This window comes from Bacillus sp. cl96, from assembly GCF_900100505.1.
GTDB lineage: Bacteria > Bacillota > Bacilli > Bacillales > Bacillaceae_G > Bacillus_A > Bacillus_A cereus.
On record NZ_FNDM01000010.1, the window covers coordinates 54,491 to 74,569 of the forward strand.

Genomic DNA, 20,079 nt, shown 5'->3' on the forward strand with positions numbered 1-20,079 from the left:
ACGAAAGATGCTGGTTTATTTTAAAATTGATTATTTATTACAGTTGGAATATTATGAAATAGTCAAAAGACAACAGGGGGTATAGATTTTGACTAATCATAACGATCATTTAAAAGCAAACTGCGAAAAATGCTTCGGTCTATGTTGCGTTGCATTACCGTTTGCAGCATCGGTAGATTTTGCAGTGAATAAAGATGGTGGTAAACCATGTTCCAACTTACAATCAGATTTTAAATGTAGTATACATAAAAATCTTAGAGGAAAAGGTTATAAAGGTTGTACAGTATTTGAGTGTTTCGGTGCTGGGCAGAAGATTTCTCAGGGTACGTTTAAAGGGATTGATTGGAGGAAAGATGCAAAGCATGCAAGAAAAATGTACGATGCTTTTCCGGTTATGCATCAACTTCATGAAATGCTTTGGTATTTGAATGAAGCGATTCTTTTAAAGGCAACACAGCCAATTCATAAAGAGCTGGAGACCGCAATTGAGGAGACAGAGCGACTTTCGAATTTAAATCCAGATGAGCTAATGAAAATAAATGTTCCAATGCATAGGGCAGAGGTGAACATTCTTCTTTTAGAAACGAGCGAATTAGTATGGAAGGAAATGAATACTGCGCGTAAGAAACGAATTATTCACCGCGGAGCAGACCTTATGGGAGCGAATCTGAAAAAGAAAAATTTACAAGGTGCAAATTTAAGAGGAGCTTACTTAATTGCGGCTAACTTAAATGGTGCAGATTTAAGAGGAGCAGATCTCATCGGAGCAGATTTGCGAGATGCAGATATTCGCGGGGCTGATTTTACTAATAGTATTTTTCTGACGCAAGTTCAAGTTAATGCTGCTAGAGGGGACAAACATACGAAATTACCGAAATTATTGTCTCGTCCATCGCATTGGAGTGCGTAAAGAGTGAGGAGTATTTAGTGTGGATATATTTCAGTATTTAGAAGAGATGCAAGAGGATGTCTTTTCGTTAGCAGTAGAGCAAATAGAAGCGAAGTATTATGATATTTGTTGCATGTTGGCGTCTACAGAATATGCAGAACGAATTAAAGTAATTGATGTAGAGTCATATAAGGTAAGTATTCGAGTAGGTTTGGATGCAGCTGTAGATATGGCTACTAATGAAGAAGCAAAAGCGATTTATTTTGAGTATGACCTTGATAACGAGTGGACTAGTCAGTTTTATATTTGTGAGGAGTATGCTCCACTTGAAGAAGAGGATGATGATTGGGCTTCTGAATGGACATATGATGTTGAGGGACCGGAGTCTGTAGAATTAGCGGATATGTATAATGAAAATGGCTTTGACGCAAGTGAAAAAGCAATTGGTATCACTTTATATTTAATTGCTAAAACGCTGTGTAGTTTTATAAGTGTACGTAGTGAAGTGCAAAATAATATACCGATTTGTATTGGTTTTCACGACCAAGATCCAATAATGCGAACAGGCAGAGACTAAGAATCTCTGCCTGCTTTTTATTTCTTTTCAAAAGTAGTAATTAAAACGCTACATATAATAAGAATACCACCAATAAAAAAGTTACTATTTAATGTTTCATTTAATAAGAGCCAACCAAGTAACGATCCAACGATAGGTTGGAAGAAGAAAAATAAGGAACCTATGCTTGCATCCAGTAATTCTAATCCTTTATTCCAAAGGAAAAAGGCACCTGCTGTTGAGACGATTCCTAAATATAATACGCCTAATATTACGTACGTATTTACTGTTCCGATAGAGGCCGCTTGTAGCTCCCATATCATAAAAGGTGTAATAAAAAAGAGTGAAAAGAAAATTGCGTACGTTGTAATAACTAAGGATGAAAATTGGATTGAAGCGATTTTTACATAAATAGATAGTAAAGCCCACGTAATAGCGGCTCCAACTAAAATGATTGTTCCAATAAAATAGGAGCCAATTTCAATATCCCATCCGATTACGATAATGACACCGATTGTCGCTATTATAGTAGATAAAAGTCTACGAGCAGTTAGTTTTTCTTTCAAAATGAGCGCTGCAAATATAACCATAAATGCAGGTGTAGCTGATGTAACTAACGAGCCTGTATGAGCGTCGGATAATTTTGTTCCGATAAATTGGCATGTGATCGAAATGAAATAGCCGATAAATCCAATCCAAGCGAATAGGAGCCAATCTTTTTTGCGAATGGTTACTTTTTTCTTTTGCTTTTTCTCAGCTAGTTTCAAAATGCCATATAAAACAACAAAAGCGATAATAAAGCGTAGCCAAACGAGTGTTAGTGGTGGAATGAAATCGAGTACGTATTTGCTAACAACATACATACCGCCCCATATACTTGCTGCTAGTGATAAGCATATAGCTCCTAAAATTGTTTGTTTCATTTGAAGTACCTCCGTCTATTTTTAGGGTAATATGAGTTCCCTAAGACGAGGCATAGTGTATGTGTTATAAGCCCGTCTTAGTTTATAGACGGCCTACAGGTTGATCGTTTTCGAATGAAGTGTTGTAGTACATGAGTGCATTCCTCCTCTTTAAGTTATAATGATATTATAACTTAATTTTCTGATTATTGGAGGTTGTTATGAAATATATCGTTATAAAATCACATGTTAGCAATTATCCTAATCCAATTCGCTTAGAAGAGGGGGATGTAGTGAAAATGATAGAGAGTTACGCTGGTCCGGAAAACTGGGAAAACTGGATGTTTTGTCACGAAGAGAAGTATAACCGGAAAGGATGGGTTCCGGAGCAAATTATAAGAAAAGATATGAATGGAACAGGAATTATTATAAAACAATATACTGCGAAAGAATTAAATGTGAATATTGGAGAAAGATTGATCGGATTAGAAGAATTGAATGAATGGGTTTGGTGCGAAGGAAGAGATGGTGAGAAGGGCTGGGTACCAAAGGAAAACTTACAAAAATATTAATAATAATATTTGATCAATAATTAGGAAACATATTTTTGCTTATGAGTATATTGGTTGTAGGATAAAAAGTAGATTAATAGAGAAAGAGGAGGAGATTATTATAACTACAACCGTTATTTCACATTTTTACAATGAAGAGTATTTATTGCCATGGTGGCTTATGCATCATACGAAACTTTTTGATCATGGTATTTTAATTAATAAAGGTTCAACAGATCGTTCCGTTGAGATTTGTAAAAAATTCGCACCGCATTGGGAGGTGCGAGATTCTGTAAATCCAGAGTTTGATGCATATGCGACAGATCATGAAGTGATGAGGATAGAACAAGAAGTACAAGGATGGAAAATGATTTTAAATACGACTGAGTTTCTTTGCGTGCAAGATAAAAATCAGTTTTGGAAATCGCTAAATGAATTGGGGGGGAGGATGTATTGGCTGGACGGGCTTATTATGGTTGATGATCCTAACTACAACTATCCTGACCTTAACTTTGGAATACCTTTAATGAAACAGCGATTTCATGGTTATTTACCAGAAGATTGGCCGTTATGGAGAAGAGGTAGATTTATTCATAATCATGAGCATGGAAGTTATACGGTTGGAAGACATTTATCTGCGCATGAATCGATGATTTATCCACCTCTTGCTTGTATATTATGGTTTGGATTTAGTCCGTGGAACGATGTGATGAGAAAGAGAAAGTTACAAATTGGTCCGACTCTTTCTGAAGCTAGTAAGCATGGGGGAATGGGGACGCACCATATTATTACGCCGGAAAGATTAGAAGAATGGTATAAGGAATTAGCGAGAGGAACGAAGGATTTACGTTTTAGTGACGTATATCGTTATGTTTTTGTATAAATGATTCCCACCATAAAATTGTTTCTTCTATTCCTGTATTTAAATCGTATGTTGGTTTCCAGTTTACTTCAGTTTTTAAACGTTCTACACTAACGCCGACGAATAAAGGTTCATCCTTAGAGAAAGGAATCGCGTCTAGTTTAATTAAATGTTCTTTTCCTATCTTTTTAGCGATGATAGAAGCTAGTTCTTTAATTTGTACAGATTGACCTGAAGCGATATTGATGGTGCCTGTAACGCCATGTTCTAATACTGTTACGAGAGCGTCAGCGACGTCACTCACATGGAGGAAATCTCTCGATTGTTTTCCATGTGTACATAGTGCTTCCTCATTTTTTAATAAGGAAGTGATAATGTTAGAAACGAGCCGATTACCTTGTTCGTGAGGTCCATACATATGAAAAATGCGGCCCCAACACATGCTGAGGCCTGTTTGTTGTGCATACGTTTCTAGCCAGGAGTGCAGTGCATTTTTACACAAAGAATACGGGGTTTTATAGGAAAGGAGCGGTGAATCTTCAAATAATACGCCGTTAAACCATTCGTATTCTGCGCCAGTACCTGCAACGACAACACGCTTTCCACCGCATATTGTGAAGTGTTGAATCAATGAAATACTAGACTTTAGCCAATAGTAATTATTAATAGATATATAGCATGCTGGTGGCACTGCTTCCCAAGCAAGGTGAATGAGATGGCTAGGCTGAACATCCGAAATGAATTGTTTTACTTCGTCATCGCGAAGCAAGTTTACTTTATGCCAATGGCAAGGGAGGTGAGAGGGGTTATTTTTATTATACGTGGCGTGCACTTCATATCCCTTTTGTATAAGTGAATGTACAACATATTTACCTATCCAGCCACTACCACCTGTTACAACAACTTTCTTCATGGCTCGATCACCTCAACTTCTGGAACCGTCACTAAAAATTTACCGCCCCATTCACGAATGAAAGAGCATTCTTTCATAATTTCGTCTTTCAAATTCCAAGGAAGTATGAAAATGTAATCCGGTTTTGTACGTTTAATTTCTGCTGGAGATTTTACTGGAATACGAGTTCCTGGTAAAAGGAGATTTTGTTTGTGAGGATTTTTATCTACTGTATAAGCTAGAAATTCTTTACCTATCCCGCAATAATTCAAAAGGGTGTTTCCTTTAGCTGGAGCACCGTAACCGATAATTTGTTTGTTTAAAACTTTCGCTTCAATAAAAAACTTTAAAATATTTATTTTCAATTGTTCGATGCGTTTAGAAAAAAGGAGATAGTAATCTAAAGTATCTAACCCATGATCGACTTCTTTTTGAATTAATTTTGTAACATTGGAATGGATAGTTGATTGGGCACTTAGATGGTTTACAAAAATCCGTAAGGAACCACCATGCGTTGAAAGTTCTTCTACATCAATAATTTTTAAATGATGATAACTTAAAACTTTTTGAAGGCTTATAAGTGAGAAGTAGGAGAAGTGTTCATGGTAGATGGTATCAAATTGGTTAAAGGATATAAGGTTTAATAAGTGTGGGAATTCAATTGTTATCGTGCCATCACGTTTTAATAGTGTTTTTAAACCAGCGACAAAATCATGCAAGTTCGGAACGTGTGCTAATACGTTATTTGCGACGATTAAATCAGCTTGTGGCAATTTTTTTGCTAAGTCATTACTGAAAAAATTTACATGAGTAGGAATTCCTTTTTTGATAGCAATTTCTGCTACGTTTTTCGCGGGTTCAATTCCCAATGTCTCGATATTTTCTTTTTTAAAGTATTGTAATAAGTACCCATCGTTACTTGCGATTTCAATCACTTTTGAATGTTTCGTTAAGTTGAAACGCTTAATCGCCATTTCTACGTATTGTTTAGCGTGTAGTAGCCAACTTGAGGAGTAAGAGCTGAAGTATAAATAGTTATGAAAAATATTTTGTGGGGATTCAAATTCATCTAGCTGTACGAGTAAACAAGAGTTACAAACAAATGTGTGCAGCGGATAAAAAGGTTCCATTTTATATGAGCTTTCAGGAGCTACAAATGAATTAGCAAGAGGGGAAACGCCCAAATCTAAAAAAGTGTTGGTTAGTAATGAGTGGCAAAAACGGCATTTTTTCTGTTCCATTTTATAGCCCCCTTATAAATTTTTGAATGCATCGATTTGTTGTCGTGTGAAAGATTCTATATTTTCACCAGATGCATATTTTTTGTACCAATCAACAGTCCAAGCGATAGCATCATCTGTTGATAACTTAGGAGTCCAGCCGAGTTTATTTACTGCTTTTGTACTGTCGAGTGTTAAAACAGGTGATTCATAAGGAGTATTTGTAGAGGAGGAAATGATTGTTAGTGGGTTATTCCATAATTTTATTACAGATTCAATGACATCATGAACGGTTCTGTTAGGTTCATTCATTGGGCTGAAATTCCACGCTTCTGCATATTTATCATCATTCCAAAGTTTCTCAGCTAAAAGGATATAGCCATGTAGAGGATCTAAAACATGTTGCCACGGACGGACGGCATATTTGTTTCGAATACACAAAGTATGATTGTGCAAATATGCCCGAATGATATCAGGGAATAATCGATCTTCTGCCCAATCACCACCACCAATAACGTTACCTGCTCTTACAGAGGCAAGCGAAGTAGTATTCGTGTGAAAAAAAGATTTGTGATAAGATGTTGCGACTAATTCAGCGCAAGCTTTACTAGCGCTATAAGGGTCGAAACCTCCTAGTCGGTCATTTTCCACGAACGCTCGGTCGCCACTACCGTCATTCTCATAACATTTATCGCTTGTCACATTAATAATGGCACGTACGCTTTCGACGGACTTTGCTGCTTCTAGCACGTGGACAGTACCTAAAACATTCGTTTTGAATGTATCGATAGGATTTTTGTATGAAGCGGTTACGATTGGCTGAGCTGCTAAATGGAATATTATGTCAGGTTTATGCTGCTTCATGGCATGAAATAAAGAATGGTAATCTGTAATATCACCTTTCATTGTCGTGCACTCTTTTGCTACGTTACTTTGTTCAAAAATGTTAGGAATGGATGGGGGATGAGAAGAAAAGCCTACTACTTCTGCACCTAAAGAAGTTAAGAAAAGGGTGAGCCATGAGCCTTTAAATCCAGTATGTCCCGTAATAAATACTTTTTTCTTATTCCAAAAAGATGATGAAGCCATATTACCAAACCTTCCATGGAGCGTTATTACTTTCCCATAGCTCGACTAATTTATTTTTATCGCGCAATGTATCCATCGGATGCCAAAAACCAGAATGTTGATATGCGGCCAATTCATTTTTGTTTACTAACTGAACTAAAGTGTCTGTTTCAAAAACAGACTTATCTCCACTAATGTAATTGAAAACTTCAGGATTTAAAACGAAAAATCCACCGTTAACCCATCCGCCATCACCTAATGGTTTTTCTTGAAAAGATGTTACAGACTGTTTATCTAATATGAGAGAACCAAATCTACCAGGAGGTTGTACGGCAGTAACAGTAGCCAATTTTCCATGTTTTTTATGGAATGTAATAAGTTCTTTTATATTTACATTACTTAATCCATCACCATAAGTGAGGCAGAAAGGTTCGTCTCCGACATAATTTTGAATCTTTTTCACTCGGCCACCCGTTTCGGTATTTACACCAGTATCGATTAGTGTAACTTTCCATGGTTCTACACGATGAGAATGGCTAGTAATTGTATTATCGTTTAACTGTATTGTGAAATCAGACATGTGTAAGTTGTAATTTAGAAAGAACTCTTTAATTGCATATCCTTTATAGCCTAAGCAAATAATAAACTCAGTAATCCCGTAATGACTATACAAACTCATAATGTGCCATAGAATGGGTTTTGTTCCAATTTCAATCATAGGTTTCGGTTTTAAATGTGTTTCTTCCCCAATTCTTGTACCGTACCCACCAGCAAGAATAACAGCTTTCATTTTTTCCTCCTAAAATAAAAATTTATTATTTATACAGTATTCATGTTTTATGCAAATGAGATTGTTTTTGATTAAGTGAATGAAAATGTTTGAGGTGATGACGATGCAGAAAATATTACGGTTTGAATTTTGGAAATAATTCTTGATATTCAGGGTTATGACGGAGGTCTTGTGTTAGGTTACTAAGCTCTAAAAAACGTATGTCCAGTACTTCAGGAGATTGACCGTAATGTGTTTGAAGTCCCATTTGAACACCCCTTTTTGAAAGGGTAGGTGTAATTTGTAATTTTCTTGCCTTTGATTGTTCATTCCAAGGGCTAAAATAAAATTTTAAAATAAATGAAGGATAGTCATAAATTATATATCCGTGCCGCGAATGATGTCTACCAGGTAAATATGCACCGTCTAGATGATTGTGAATAAATCTCCAAGCACATCCGAGATTTGGGTTATAAGGGAAGACACCGTGGTATCGCTGTTCTACTAAGGGGATAGAATATCTAGGCTTTGAATAATTATAATTATGATTATCTATCATTAAAATCATTCTAATCGCATACATGTTTTGGCCTAGTGTATGAAGAGATGAAAAAAATTCTTCAGTATTATTACAACAAAAGAATTCAGTAGTATTTAAAACGATTTTCCAACCTGAAACTTCTCTTTCAATTTCCATCACTTCAATATCAGTATTAGTTGGATCAAACTCAAGAAATCTTGAATTTCGTACTTCCCAGTGGGGTGCTAATAGCTTACAAATTTCTACGGAACGATCTGTAGACCCTCTATTAATTAAAATGCCGTGATCGAATATTTTCGTGTGATGCATAAGCCACCATGGAAGTAGGTATTCTTCATTATAAAAATGAGAAATGATTGTCTTTTTCATATTAATTCCCTCCTATACAAGCAATCATTATTAGTAGGATATGCTTTTAAATAAGAAAGGTTAAAAGTGGCAGATAATGTAGTGATTAGGTAGTAGTTTAGTAATTTTATTGTATAAGTGTAGATTACTCGTATTGAATCATCATAGGAGGAGATTGGAATTTTGTATAAATTGTGAATAATAAACCGTCACGTTTGACTGTACAGTTTATGTATTGTATGATGTAAGTAATATAAACAAGGGGGGAAGATCGTTGGGAAGGTGTATCGAATCGGACAGTTGGCTCTCATGGCTCACGTGTCGAAACGAACGATTGATTATTATACGAATCTAGGTATCTTAAAAGCGGAGCGATCTCAATCTAATTATCGCTATTACGACGAAACAGCATTTGAGACATTACAATTTATTGAGAAGTGCAAAGAAATGCATATGCCGCTTTGTGAGATTAAAGAGAAAATCGAGGAGAAGAAGAAGCTGCTCGGTATCAATGAACACGTTTCGAAACAAGTGAATGAAGTGACAGACCATATTCATCGATTAGAAGTGGAGCTTACTGAGTTAAAACCGCTTTTAGATGAATTGACTGATTCACAACGTGAAAAAATATCGAAATCTTTATCAGGTCAAACGACAGCTTTAATACAGACACTTGCTCTATTATTATAGAATAAGTGAAATCCGACCTCTTTAATTTTTGTATCGGGCTATGTTTTCTAACAAACAAATAAGAAAACATTATAGTATACAGGAGGTGGACACCTTAGTTTTTTAACTAAGGGGATTCATTGGAAATATTTAATTTAGTCATGGTTGCGATTTTAATCGCATTTACTGGATTTTTCGTAGCAGCAGAGTTTGCGATTGTAAAGATACGTTCAAGCCGTATCGATCAGCTTGTTGCGGAAGGAAAACGCGGTGCTTTAGCAGCGAAAAAGGTAACAACAAATTTAGATGAATATTTATCTGCTTGTCAATTAGGTATTACAGTTACAGCTATGGGATTAGGTTGGTTAGGTGAACCGACAATTGAAAAGTTATTACACCCGTTATTTGAGAAATGGAACTTAAATCCTTCTATTTCATCAGTATTAACATTTGGTCTTGCTTTTATGATTATGACGTATTTACACGTTGTAGTAGGAGAATTAGCTCCAAAAACGATGGCAATTCAAAAGGCTGAAAGGGTAACGTTATTATTGGCAGGTCCATTAATGATGTTCTATAAAGTGATGTATCCATTTATTTGGGTATTGAACGGTTCAGCTCGTGTGATAACTGGTTTATTTGGTTTAAAGCCAGCTTCAGAACATGAAGTAGCTCATACAGAAGAAGAATTACGTCTTATCCTTTCAGATAGCTATGAAAGTGGCGAAATTAATCAAGCTGAATACAAGTATGTAAATAATATTTTTGAATTTGATAATCGTATTGCAAAAGAGATTATGGTACCGCGAACAGAAATCGTTGGTTTCTATCTGGAAGATTCAGTAGAAGAACACATGAAAGTAATCCAAAATGAGCGATACACACGTTATCCGATTTTTGGAGAAGATAAAGATGATATTATCGGTATGGTCAACGTAAAAGATTTCTTTATTCGATATATGACCGAGGATCAAAAAGATTTATCATCTATTCGCTCGTATATGCGTCCGATTATTGAAGTGATGGAAACGACTCCAATTCACGATTTATTACTTCAAATGCAGAAGAAGCGAATTCCGATGGCTGTTTTATATGATGAGTACGGAGGAACAGCTGGAATTGTAACGCTTGAAGATATCTTGGAGGAAATCGTCGGCGAAATTCGTGACGAATATGATGAAGATGAAGCACCACCAATTCAACATGTGAACGAGCAACATATTATTGTTGATGGAAAAGTGCTTATCTCAGAAGTGAAAGATTTATTTGGATTACACATCGAAGAAGATGATGTGGATACAATCGGTGGATGGATTATGATGCAAAATCATGAAATCGAAGAAGGACAACACGTTGAGGCGGAAGGTTATGAATTTAAAGTGTTAGAAAAAGACGCTTACCAAATTAAACGTGTTGAAATTCGTAAGATGGAACAAGAACAAGAAGAAGAGAAAGCAGCAACTGTGTAAGTTGCTGCTTTTCTTCTAAAGTACAAAAAATGAGAACTTAGGAGCGGATATTTTGATTCAAGAAGCCTTACGTGTATATCGATTACAATTGTATGTGATCTTTAGTGGTTTACTACTTATGTGGACGATTACTCCGTTTGGAAAACAAGTGACAGGGTTCGGTATTGGATTAGCAGTAAGCGCCTATTGTCTTTGGTTATTAGCTCGCAGAGTGGAGAAACTCGGAAAAAGTATCGTAATGAAGAAAAAGGCTCCTGGATTAGGAGTTTTAAACCGATTTGCAGCTGCTATTTTAGGAGCTATCATCATGTATGAAATTGAGCATGAAATGGAAATGTGGGCATTCGGTACAGGTATTTTAGGTGGTCACTTTTTAATGATTGCAAATTTAGCTTATGCAAATATGCAGTTAGTGAAAGAAGAAGAGAAGCAAAGAGAACATGCTTCAAAAAACATAGAGCTATGATGAAAGGGACCTAATCAGGTTCCTTTTTTAGTTTAGCGATATGATACAAGTAATCAAATTAACGACAAATATAATACGCTTCTTTTTTGCGTTTTTCAATAGTATGAAAAATAATAAAAAAAAAATTAAAAACCCATCGATTTCTAAAGGTTATGTATGTTATTATGACAAAAGACTTTTTGAAAGAGGTGGATACCAATGTTACAAGCGCTACTTATTTTTGTGCTTCAAATTATTTACGTTCCAATTTTAACAATCCGTACGATTTTGCTTGTAAAGAATCAAACAAGATCCGCTGCTGGTGTTGGATTGTTAGAAGGAGCTATTTACATTGTCAGTTTAGGTATTGTGTTTCAAGATTTATCAAATTGGATGAACATCGTTGCCTATGTCATTGGCTTTAGTGCGGGACTGTTATTAGGCGGTTATATAGAGAATAAATTAGCAATTGGTTATATTACGTATCAAGTTAGTTTACTAGACCGTTGTAATGAATTAGTAGATGAGTTACGTCACTCTGGATTTGGCGTTACAGTATTTGAAGGCGAAGGTATTAATTCTATACGTTATCGCTTAGATATCGTCGCAAAGCGTTCTAGAGAGAAAGAGCTTTTAGAAATCATTAATGAAATTGCACCGAAAGCGTTTATGTCTTCGTATGAAATTCGCTCGTTTAAGGGTGGATATTTAACGAAGGCGATGAAGAAAAGAGCGTTAATGAAGAAGAAAGATGAACATGCATCGTAAAAAAGAGGAATAGTGATGCATTAAAAGCGCAGTATAAGTCTAAATGTAAAAGGGAGGAATCTATTTTGATGTAGATTCCTCTCTTTTTTTATGAAAAATATTCATCTGTTAATTCAAAAAAACTAAATCGTATAATTATGTTTTTTACTCATCCTCAAATTAATGATTAGCCATATAACTTGAAAAAATACCGGTATGATAAACGCGATTAATATAACGATAAGTGATATGGATTTAATTTCAGGTGTTTGAATAACACCAGCACCATCAACCTCTCGTAACCAAATAATAGCGGCCCATATTCCAAAAACGATAATCCAAAATAGGTTACCAATCCACCAAGAAATCCATCGTTTTTTCATGTTAGCACCCCCTATATTTATCTACTGTTAAAAGTATATTTTCTTTTGTTACATTTATAATGAAACAACTTTAAAATTAGTTTTTAACTGTATATCTAACTTGTTTGAAGGTTACTATTTCTTCATCATCATCATCGTCTTTCGTTTGTAAAAGTTGAACTTTTGGTTTGTAGTCCGTCCTATGAGCGTGTTCGATATCTTTAATGTTAAGTTTGTAGGATTCACCATTTTTTAGTTTTTGTTCCAACACTTTTTTATTAGCAACATAAATAAAAGTTACTTTATTTTCATCAATGCCTTTAGTTTTAATTTCTAATTCATTATCTTTTGCTGTGATCGTTGGTGTTAATAATTCCATACTGCCTTTCCCGCTTTCTAAAGAATTCTCTGCTATAGTTGAACATCCTGATAATATGATTCCAGTGAATAGAAGAACAAGTAATTTCTTTTTCATAACATCCCCTCCGATTCTATGTGATTTTTGATTTTGGTATTGCTAGATTACTAGTGCGGAGCGTAAATGTTTAGTTAGTACCCCCTTAATTGTACCATAATATGTAAATTAAAACAGGTGTATATCCAATTTAAGGGAGATTGAAGAATTTACTGATTGTTGTAAATTCTTGTGTTTTAGCTTCTATTTCAATCGAAATGTAGACGAGAGAAAGAAATTTTTTTATAGAAATTACAATTTTTACATTTTACAATAATGATAGGGAATAGATGAATTCATTCACTTCGGAGGTAGTTATTTGAACATTAATGAGAAGGCAATTGAAATGTTTGAACAAAATAAATATGAGGAAGCAATGGAACTATTTCAACAAGCAGTACATAAATCTAGAGATGTACAATCTCTCAATAATCTGGCTTGGATGTACTTTTATGAGGAAGAGAATGATGAGAAAGCTCTTGAATTAATAAGAGAAGTTGTTAAGTTGAATCCTTCTTCATACTTTCCCTATAACATCTTAGGGGAAATTTATATAAAACAAAAAAAGTGGGAAGAAGCGAAGGAAGTATTACAAAAATCTATTTCGATTCAACCATCGGATGAAGCATATCATAATGTAGCTGTAGCGCATTATAACCTTGGAGAGCTGGAAAAAGCTTCAGACTTTTTCTTGCGAGTTGCAGGGGATTCGGACTATATCATGTATAGCTATGTAAAATGTTTAATTGATTTAGAACGAACGACAGAAGCAAAAGAGAAGTTAGATACTTTTAACAGGGAATCTGATAATTTTTTAGGGGAAATTAATGTAGCAGATTTATATGTTGAGTTGAATTGCTATAAAGAAGCAATTGAATGGTTCGAAAAGGGATATAAAGAATGCTGGAAAAGTCCTAATTGGATTGGTAGATTTGTGTATGCTCTATATAAAACGAATAATTTCTCCCGTATAAATGAAGTTATACGGGAATGTATCGAAGCGAAAACAGCAGAAATAGAAGATGTTCAGAATGAAGAAGTAGAAGAAAACTGGACAGAAAATGATAAGAAAGAGTTAATTGAGGAATATACAGAAGAGAATAATTGTTATAAAACAATGGTAGAACGTATCAAATCTGGATACGTTCCAGGGTTAGAATTTGAAACGGATTTTATAGGTGGGTGCTATTTGTTTGGTTGTAAAAGGCATAATCATCTTGAATATGAACAATAAAAAGATTCGACTGTCACATACGATGGTCGAATCTTTTTATTAATAGAAGAGCCTGGACCATCGAGCTCATTTGATGAAGAACTAGCTGACCTGTCTATGTCTACGAAATACTATTCTTTATATAAAGCTAGAATGGTGCCAATTACTTTTATTATTAAGGCGAGAAAGTAAAGTGTTTTATAAAAAGCAGCCTATCGTTTCAAATAGATGAAATGATAGGCTTCTTTATTTTAAAAAAATGAGGTCAAAGGTGTACTTTTCTTATAAAAATGCATTTCATATAAAAGGTGTAATTATTTTGGGGAAGGGGGATTGTTGTGCGTCATCATAGAAAGTGCAAAAAATTTGGAGTGGCACTGCCTCTTCCGCTTATAGGAGCAACGGGTCCGACAGGTAATAGTGGTCCAATCGGTCCAACTGGAGGGCATGAAGGTCCTGTTGGTCCTACAGGGGTGACTGGACCGACGGGAGCAACTGGGCCCCAAGGTCCTCAAGGTATCAGGGGGATACAAGGTCCCCGAGGGACAACAGGAGCACAAGGAATACAAGGAGTTATTGGTGATACAGGAGAGCAAGGTATAACTGGCCCAACTGGTCTCCAAGGTACTCAAGGATTAATCGGAAACCAAGGTCTAATTGGTGATATTGGAGTACAAGGATTAGAAGGAATACAAGGAGCTACGGGTCCTGCTGGTAGTCAAGGAATACAAGGTATACAAGGAATACAAGGGGAAATAGGTGAGCGAGGACAAACAGGGGCACAAGGAATGCAGGGAGAGAGAGGCATAACTGGAGTCTCGGGTGTAACTGGTCCACAAGGCCCTCAAGGTGTTCAAGGAATACAAGGAGAGCAAGGGGCTATTGGTATACAAGGAGAAGACGGCTTCCAAGGTATACAAGGAATTACTGGGGAGGAAGGCCCACAAGGAGCTCAAGGAATACAAGGTGAAGTGGGTCCAACTGGTTCTACTGGAATGCAAGGTGCCCAAGGTATAAGTGGAATAAAGGGGATAACAGGTGTAATAGGTTTACAAGGACCACAAGGTGTGCAAGGAATACAAGGTATAACGGGAGCAACAGGTTTTCAAGGGATAAAGGGAATAAGAGGTATAACAGGAGCGACGGGTAGTATTGGTACTCAAGGCTCAGAAGGACCACCGGGCGGTCCGACGGGAGTGACCGGTCCAATTAATTGGCCCTTCTAGTGGAGTGACTGGACCAGCTGGCCCACCCGGTCCACCAGGAGGTCCAACAGGTCCAACGGGTGCGACCGGTTCAACAGGTGTAAGCGGAGGGATAGGTCCAATTGGAGGGCAAGGTGTGCAAGGTATAACAGGTCCAACAGGTCATCAAGGTGTAAGGGGAGCGCAAGGTGCCCAAGGTGTAGTTGGAGCAGTTGGAGTACAAGGAGCACAAGGTCCTCAAGGTAACCAAGGTATAACAGGTCCAACGGGTGCAGAAGGTTCTCAAGGAATACAAGGTCCGCTGGGAGTAACTGGTCCAACTGGTGCAGAAGGTCCTAAAGGTATTCAAGGTATTCAAGGTGTGATAGGTCCAACAGGTGCACAAGGAATGGTGGGAATACAAGGGATAGCTGGTCCAGTTGGTGTTACAGGAGCGGAAGGAGCTCAAGGAGCACAAGGAATCCGAGGAGCAACAGGTCCTGCAGGAGCACAAGGAATACAAGGAGTTCAAGGAATTCAAGGGGAAACAGGAGCAGCTGGAACACAAGGTCCTCAAGGGGTTCAAGGGATACAAGGGACTACCGGATTGACAGGCATACAAGGAGCACAAGGTCCTCAAGGAGTGCAAGGAATAATAGGACCGACTGGAGCTATTGGTTTGCAAGGTCCTCAAGGATTACAAGGAATAACGGGGCCAACAGGAGCGCAAGGAGTGCAAGGAATACAAGGTATTCAAGGTGTAATAGGTCCAACAGGTGCACAAGGAATTAGAGGTCCCCAAGGAAATACAGGGGAAGTCGGTATAACAGGTCCTCAAGGAGTCCAAGGGGCACAAGGTAGTCAAGGGCCCCAAGGCCCACAAGGAAATGTTGGAATTATAGGTGAAGCTGGTGAAACTGGAGCGACTGGAGCAACCGGGGCAACTGGACCACAAGGTGTGCAAGGAGTGCAAGGGATTACGGGAATACAAGGAATAACGGGAACGACAGGCAATACAGGTGCAACGGGTCCGCAAGGAATACAAGGGATACAAGGTATTCAAGGGTTGCAAGGCCCAACTGGAGCAAGTGGAGTGACAGGTGCTAGTGGTAGTATAGGACCAGTTGGAGCGCAAGGTAGTCAGGGACAAAATGGAGCGGTTGGACCTACAGGTGCAACTGGTAGCGTAGGAGCAATAGGCTTCTCCGGAATAGTAGGAGTGACCGGAGCGACCGGTTTACCTAGTGGGGGCGGTTATTTCTTTTCCACTGCCACGAGTGCAATTGCAGCGAATGCGCTAATACCAATCAACTCTGGTTCTACGATTTTTGGATCAGGAATTAGTTTAACAAGTGCAACAACTGTAACGTTGAGTACGCCTGGAATATATTTAGTAAGCTATTATTTTCAAGGTGATCCAACGGCCGGAAATGAAACAATTTCAGTGAGGCTTACTTTAAATGGAACACAAGTCGCAGGGAGTTTTATTTTTTATGTTACAGGAGGTACTTTTATATTAGAACCAGCAGTTTCGAATACGATGGTCATTGAAGTTACTTCTTCAAATGCAACTTTGTCTTTACAAAATGGTCCGTTAGCTATCGGGCATGTAACGACATTATCTGGTGTGATAACAGCTAGTTTAAATGTATTAAAAATAGTTTGATACGTTAGTTATAACGGGGGAGATGCTTGTGAAGAATCAAGATAAGTGTAGTAAGTTTCAAGCACCTATTCCTTTTCCACCGCCAGGTATTACGGGGCCCACTGGACCAACCGGTCCAACTGGTGCTTTAGGTGGCCCAACTGGACCGCAAGGAATACAAGGCGTACAAGGTCCAATCGGTCCAACCGGCCCACAAGGAATACAAGGAGTGCAAGGGGTGCAAGGAGAAAATGGTCCGACCGGCCCAACTGGTTTAACTGGACCACAAGGTTCTCAAGGTAATCAAGGGCCTATGGGAGAACGAGGCCCACAAGGAATACAAGGTGTTCAAGGAATACAAGGCGAAAGAGGTCCGACTGGTCCAACTGGTATTCAAGGGATACAAGGAATTCCTGGCCCAATCGGTCCAACAGGTCCAACAGGAATACAAGGCATACAAGGAATGCAAGGAGAAATCGGTCCAACCGGCCCAACAGGAATACAAGGAATACAAGGAGTGCAAGGGGAAATTGGTCCGACTGGACCAACTGGAAATACTGGTATACAAGGTGTGCAAGGTAATTTAGGAGGTAGTGGTTTACAAGGTGTAACCGGAATACAAGGAATACAGGGTCCGATTGGTCCAACAGGGCCAACTGGTTCTCAAGGAATTCAAGGGGAGCAAGGACCAATGGGGCCACAAGGGGAAACTGGTGTTCAAGGTTTACAAGGTCCCCAGGGAGAAATGGGGCAGGTAGGTCCAACAGGAATACAAGGAATACAAGGAGTGCAAGGTGTAATCGGTCCGACTGGTCCAACCGGTTTACAAGGTGATCGAGGTCCAACCGGCCCAACAGGAGCCACTGGGATAACTGGTCCGACAGGTTCTGCAACTGGCCCGACTGGAGCAACCGGTCCAACTGGTCCACCAGGAGGTCCAACTGGTCCAACCGGTCCAGCAGGATCACCAGGGGGTCCAACTGGTCCGACTGGAGCAACAGGGGCAACAGGGGCGACCGGAGCAACAGGAGCGACTGGAATTCAAGGGGTACAAGGAATACAGGGACCGACCGGAGCAACTGGTGTAACAGGTTTGCAAGGAGTACAGGGACCAATGGGGGCAACGGGTCCAACGGGTGATCAAGGTATTCAAGGTCCACAAGGGATACAAGGAGTAACCGGTCCGACTGGTCCGCAAGGTCTACAAGGAATTCAGGGACCGGTAGGAGCAACCGGTCCGACTGGTCCACAAGGAGTGCAAGGGGCACAGGGGCCAATCGGTCCAACCGGCCCTCAAGGGATACAAGGCATACAAGGTGAGCAAGGAGTAAGGGGAGCGACCGGTCCAACTGGTTTACAGGGGCTACAAGGAGTAACAGGGCAGGTGGGAGCAACTGGCCCGACAGGAGCAACCGGTCCACAAGGTTTGCAAGGAATCCAAGGACCGCAAGGAGTAACAGGGCAAGTGGGAGCGACGGGAGCGACAGGAGCAACGGGTCCTCAAGGTCCCCAAGGAATCCAAGGTCCCCAAGGGATAACGGGTCCAACAGGAGTAACGGGCCAGACGGGATTGACTGGTGCAACCGGCCCGACAGGAAACCAAGGCATACGAGGAGTGACTGGTCCAACAGGAGCAACGGGAGCAACCGGTGTAACAGGAGCAACCGGTCCAACGGGAGCAACAGGCCCAACCGGATCATCTGCTATATCGACAGGTGGCGGATATTTCTTTTCTACATCAACAAGTACAATTGCGGCAAATGCCACTATCCCAATTAATTCTGGATCCACTGTATATGGAACTGGTGTATCGTTAACTAGTGCTACGACAGTCACAGTAGCGACGCCAGGAATATATTTAGTAAGCTACTATTTCCAAGGGGACGCGACTGGTGGGAATGAGACAGTATCTGTGAGATTGCTATTAAATGGAACGCAACTAACAGGGAGTTTTATACAAAACGTAACGACATCAACTGTAGTAATCGAACCGGCCATTTCAAATACACTTCTTGTGAATGTAACGAGTGCTAATTCAACGTTAGTATTACAAAATGGTCCATTAGGTGTAGGGCATGTAACAACCATAGCAGGTGCAATTACGGCAAGTTTAAATGTAGTGAGAATATTATAAGAAAAATAAAAAACACAAGGAATGTCTTTTTAGACACACCTTGTGCTTTTAATGTTAAATGAACCGTTTCTTTATCTTTTCGGTTGAAAAATATGCTGAAAGAAGTATTTGTGATGTAAGTTATCTACAACTTTATTTGCTTGATATGTGCGTTGTTTTTCAATCCGGAGTCTTTGCTCCATCATTTTAATTGCGTGATCAGATAAACGTAACATAATACATTCTCCTTTTCTATAAATATAGGTGACTATTTGATATCGATCCCATATTTATAATTAAGGAGGCAAAATGTGTAACATAGGCAAAAAGCACCTTCCTCTCCCATTACGCTTACGAGGTTAGCTGTCGGACTCGGGAAGTGAGAGTTTCCCTACTTAAAAAAGATTCGCCCCAAGTAGCATAGCTACAAAAATGGTTCCCCCGCTCCAAAATTTGGACTCAGCAAAAGGTTTTATAAAGTAAAAAATAACATAAAGGAGCGAAGAAGTCAAATTATTTTGTGTATTCTGTCTTTTTTAATTGCGTAAGAATCATACCGTCAGGAAGTATTGTATCTGATACTGTAATGAATCCGTGTTTTTTATATAAAGTAATAGCAGGGGTATTCGCTTTACCTGTTTGTACAATGTATGTCATTGAAGAGGGAAACATGTTAAATATATAAATTAGGAGTTTCGTTGCGATTCCTTTTTGAAAAAAATCGGGCGATACAACTAACCTGTGGATATCGATTAGTTTTTCTTCTTGTACAAAAGAAATAAAACCGACAAGTTTATTTTCAGAAAAATATCCATAGAATGTTTCAACGCAATTTTGAATATCGTTTACAGTATCATATAAACGAGGTATGGCAGTACTATTCAAGTAGTCTGCTTCAACTTTATAAGCTGGAATTTGAACCTGTAAAATGGAGGTTGCTACTTCAAAAGAAGTGGAATTTAACTTAAGAATCATAGATAATGAAGCCTCCTTTAAATATGGTATATGAATATAATTGCTTTATGGGTTAGTTTGACAATATTTTTCTTTTTTGCATATAATATATGTATCTCCATATGTAAAATAGTAGTAAATATATTTCTATAGTGAAATATGATTAGCAATGATAAATACATATGTTTGTATTGAATCATACAAACTATAATAGAAATGGAGGACT

Annotated in this window: 20 protein-coding genes, 2 pseudogenes and 1 riboswitch; of the genes and pseudogenes, 12 read left to right on the top strand and 10 right to left on the bottom strand. The window is 38.3% G+C overall.

What is annotated here, in order from left to right:
* Nucleotides 1–88 precede the first annotated feature (88 nt).
* Together BLT20_RS20515 and BLT20_RS20520 are read left to right on the top strand one after the other, a co-directional pair.
* Nucleotides 89–910 carry a pentapeptide repeat-containing protein gene (locus tag BLT20_RS20515; RefSeq protein ID WP_000181430.1) on the top strand — a complete coding sequence of 274 codons (822 nt, stop codon included), beginning with the start codon at nucleotides 89–91 and terminating at the stop codon, nucleotides 908–910.
* 19 nt (nucleotides 911–929) lie between these two features.
* Nucleotides 930–1,466: a hypothetical protein gene (locus BLT20_RS20520; protein WP_000350941.1), complete on the top strand. Its 537-nt coding sequence runs from the start codon at nucleotides 930–932 to the stop codon at nucleotides 1,464–1,466.
* A gap of 17 nt (nucleotides 1,467–1,483) precedes the next feature.
* Here the strand turns inward: BLT20_RS20520 and BLT20_RS20525 are convergent, their stop codons facing one another.
* Nucleotides 1,484–2,368, bottom strand: a complete 885-nt coding sequence (locus BLT20_RS20525; protein WP_000814733.1) for a DMT family transporter — start codon at nucleotides 2,366–2,368, stop codon at nucleotides 1,484–1,486.
* Between the two features lie 200 nt (nucleotides 2,369–2,568).
* Here BLT20_RS20525 and BLT20_RS20530 point away from each other — a divergent pair, with 200 nt between their 5' ends.
* Nucleotides 2,569–2,919 carry an SH3 domain-containing protein gene (locus BLT20_RS20530; protein WP_000875287.1) on the top strand — a complete coding sequence of 117 codons (351 nt, stop codon included), beginning with the start codon at nucleotides 2,569–2,571 and terminating at the stop codon, nucleotides 2,917–2,919.
* A 61-nt stretch (nucleotides 2,920–2,980) separates the two neighbouring features.
* The gene (locus BLT20_RS20535; protein ID WP_075678122.1) at nucleotides 2,981–3,781 is read left to right on the top strand and encodes a glycosyltransferase family 2 protein; all 801 of its coding nucleotides are present in this window, start codon (nucleotides 2,981–2,983) and stop codon (nucleotides 3,779–3,781) included.
* On the opposite strand, the gene BLT20_RS20540 is transcribed toward BLT20_RS20535, so the two are convergent.
* From BLT20_RS20540 to BLT20_RS20560, 5 genes are all read right to left on the bottom strand, one after another.
* Nucleotides 3,750–4,673 (bottom strand): NAD-dependent epimerase/dehydratase family protein, encoded by a 924-nt coding sequence (locus BLT20_RS20540; protein ID WP_000758374.1) that lies wholly within the window; start codon nucleotides 4,671–4,673, stop codon nucleotides 3,750–3,752. The genes BLT20_RS20535 and BLT20_RS20540 overlap by 32 nt on opposite strands.
* Nucleotides 4,670–5,893 (bottom strand): class I SAM-dependent methyltransferase, encoded by a 1,224-nt coding sequence (locus tag BLT20_RS20545; protein WP_000435778.1) that lies wholly within the window; start codon nucleotides 5,891–5,893, stop codon nucleotides 4,670–4,672. The genes BLT20_RS20540 and BLT20_RS20545 overlap by 4 nt, the downstream gene beginning before the upstream one ends.
* 12 nt (nucleotides 5,894–5,905) lie before the next feature.
* Entirely contained in the window at nucleotides 5,906–6,961 is a 1,056-nt protein-coding gene (gene rfbG, locus BLT20_RS20550; RefSeq protein ID WP_059303578.1) for a CDP-glucose 4,6-dehydratase, read from the bottom strand.
* A gap of 1 nt (nucleotide 6,962) precedes the next feature.
* The gene (gene rfbF / locus BLT20_RS20555) at nucleotides 6,963–7,730 is read right to left on the bottom strand and encodes a glucose-1-phosphate cytidylyltransferase (RefSeq protein ID WP_000648804.1); all 768 of its coding nucleotides are present in this window, start codon (nucleotides 7,728–7,730) and stop codon (nucleotides 6,963–6,965) included.
* Nucleotides 7,731–7,845: 115 nt separating this feature from the next.
* Nucleotides 7,846–8,619, bottom strand: a complete 774-nt coding sequence (locus tag BLT20_RS20560) for a glycosyltransferase family 2 protein (RefSeq protein ID WP_000750973.1) — start codon at nucleotides 8,617–8,619, stop codon at nucleotides 7,846–7,848.
* A 261-nt stretch (nucleotides 8,620–8,880) separates the two neighbouring features.
* Here BLT20_RS20560 and BLT20_RS20565 point away from each other — a divergent pair, with 261 nt between their 5' ends.
* The 4 genes from BLT20_RS20565 to BLT20_RS20580 all read left to right on the top strand — a co-directional run bounded on the left by BLT20_RS20565 (nucleotide 8,881) and on the right by BLT20_RS20580 (nucleotide 11,949).
* Nucleotides 8,881–9,288 carry a MerR family transcriptional regulator gene (locus tag BLT20_RS20565; protein ID WP_000285639.1) on the top strand — a complete coding sequence of 136 codons (408 nt, stop codon included), beginning with the start codon at nucleotides 8,881–8,883 and terminating at the stop codon, nucleotides 9,286–9,288.
* A 119-nt stretch (nucleotides 9,289–9,407) separates the two neighbouring features.
* Entirely contained in the window at nucleotides 9,408–10,736 is a 1,329-nt protein-coding gene (locus BLT20_RS20570; RefSeq protein WP_000402258.1) for a hemolysin family protein, read from the top strand.
* A gap of 52 nt (nucleotides 10,737–10,788) precedes the next feature.
* The gene (locus tag BLT20_RS20575; RefSeq protein WP_000613883.1) at nucleotides 10,789–11,202 is read left to right on the top strand and encodes an ATP synthase subunit I; all 414 of its coding nucleotides are present in this window, start codon (nucleotides 10,789–10,791) and stop codon (nucleotides 11,200–11,202) included.
* 198 nt (nucleotides 11,203–11,400) lie between these two features.
* Nucleotides 11,401–11,949: a DUF2179 domain-containing protein gene (locus BLT20_RS20580; protein ID WP_000938438.1), complete on the top strand. Its 549-nt coding sequence runs from the start codon at nucleotides 11,401–11,403 to the stop codon at nucleotides 11,947–11,949.
* A gap of 122 nt (nucleotides 11,950–12,071) precedes the next feature.
* On the opposite strand, the gene BLT20_RS20585 is transcribed toward BLT20_RS20580, so the two are convergent.
* Entirely contained in the window at nucleotides 12,072–12,311 is a 240-nt protein-coding gene (locus tag BLT20_RS20585) for a DUF3923 family protein (RefSeq protein ID WP_000747694.1), read from the bottom strand.
* A gap of 76 nt (nucleotides 12,312–12,387) precedes the next feature.
* Complete coding sequence (locus BLT20_RS20590; protein ID WP_000728045.1) at nucleotides 12,388–12,765, bottom strand: hypothetical protein; 378 nt, start codon at nucleotides 12,763–12,765, stop codon at nucleotides 12,388–12,390.
* A gap of 298 nt (nucleotides 12,766–13,063) precedes the next feature.
* Between BLT20_RS20590 and BLT20_RS20595 the strand changes: the two genes are divergently transcribed.
* The 4 genes and pseudogenes from BLT20_RS20595 to BLT20_RS20610 all read left to right on the top strand — a co-directional run bounded on the left by BLT20_RS20595 (nucleotide 13,064) and on the right by BLT20_RS20610 (nucleotide 18,920).
* A complete protein-coding gene (locus tag BLT20_RS20595; RefSeq protein ID WP_001024471.1) occupies nucleotides 13,064–13,978 on the top strand; it encodes a tetratricopeptide repeat protein in 915 nt (304 codons plus the stop codon).
* A 42-nt stretch (nucleotides 13,979–14,020) separates the two neighbouring features.
* Nucleotides 14,021–14,149 (top strand): annotated as a pseudogene (locus BLT20_RS31360) (ubiquinone biosynthesis protein UbiE); the annotation flags it as partial.
* Nucleotides 14,150–14,295: 146 nt separating this feature from the next.
* Nucleotides 14,296–16,807: pseudogene (locus tag BLT20_RS20605) on the top strand (collagen-like protein).
* A gap of 22 nt (nucleotides 16,808–16,829) precedes the next feature.
* Nucleotides 16,830–18,920 carry a collagen-like protein gene (locus tag BLT20_RS20610; protein ID WP_002026108.1) on the top strand — a complete coding sequence of 697 codons (2,091 nt, stop codon included), beginning with the start codon at nucleotides 16,830–16,832 and terminating at the stop codon, nucleotides 18,918–18,920.
* A gap of 71 nt (nucleotides 18,921–18,991) precedes the next feature.
* Here the strand turns inward: BLT20_RS20610 and BLT20_RS30610 are convergent, their stop codons facing one another.
* Together BLT20_RS30610 and BLT20_RS20620 are read right to left on the bottom strand one after the other, a co-directional pair.
* Nucleotides 18,992–19,135, bottom strand: coding sequence for a hypothetical protein (locus BLT20_RS30610; protein ID WP_000945243.1), 144 nt, complete (start codon nucleotides 19,133–19,135; stop codon nucleotides 18,992–18,994).
* Nucleotides 19,136–19,231: 96 nt separating this feature from the next.
* Nucleotides 19,232–19,374: riboswitch (cyclic di-AMP (ydaO/yuaA leader) on the bottom strand.
* Nucleotides 19,375–19,412: 38 nt separating this feature from the next.
* Nucleotides 19,413–19,874, bottom strand: a complete 462-nt coding sequence (locus BLT20_RS20620) for a GNAT family N-acetyltransferase (protein ID WP_000601229.1) — start codon at nucleotides 19,872–19,874, stop codon at nucleotides 19,413–19,415.
* Nucleotides 19,875–20,079 lie beyond the last annotated feature (205 nt).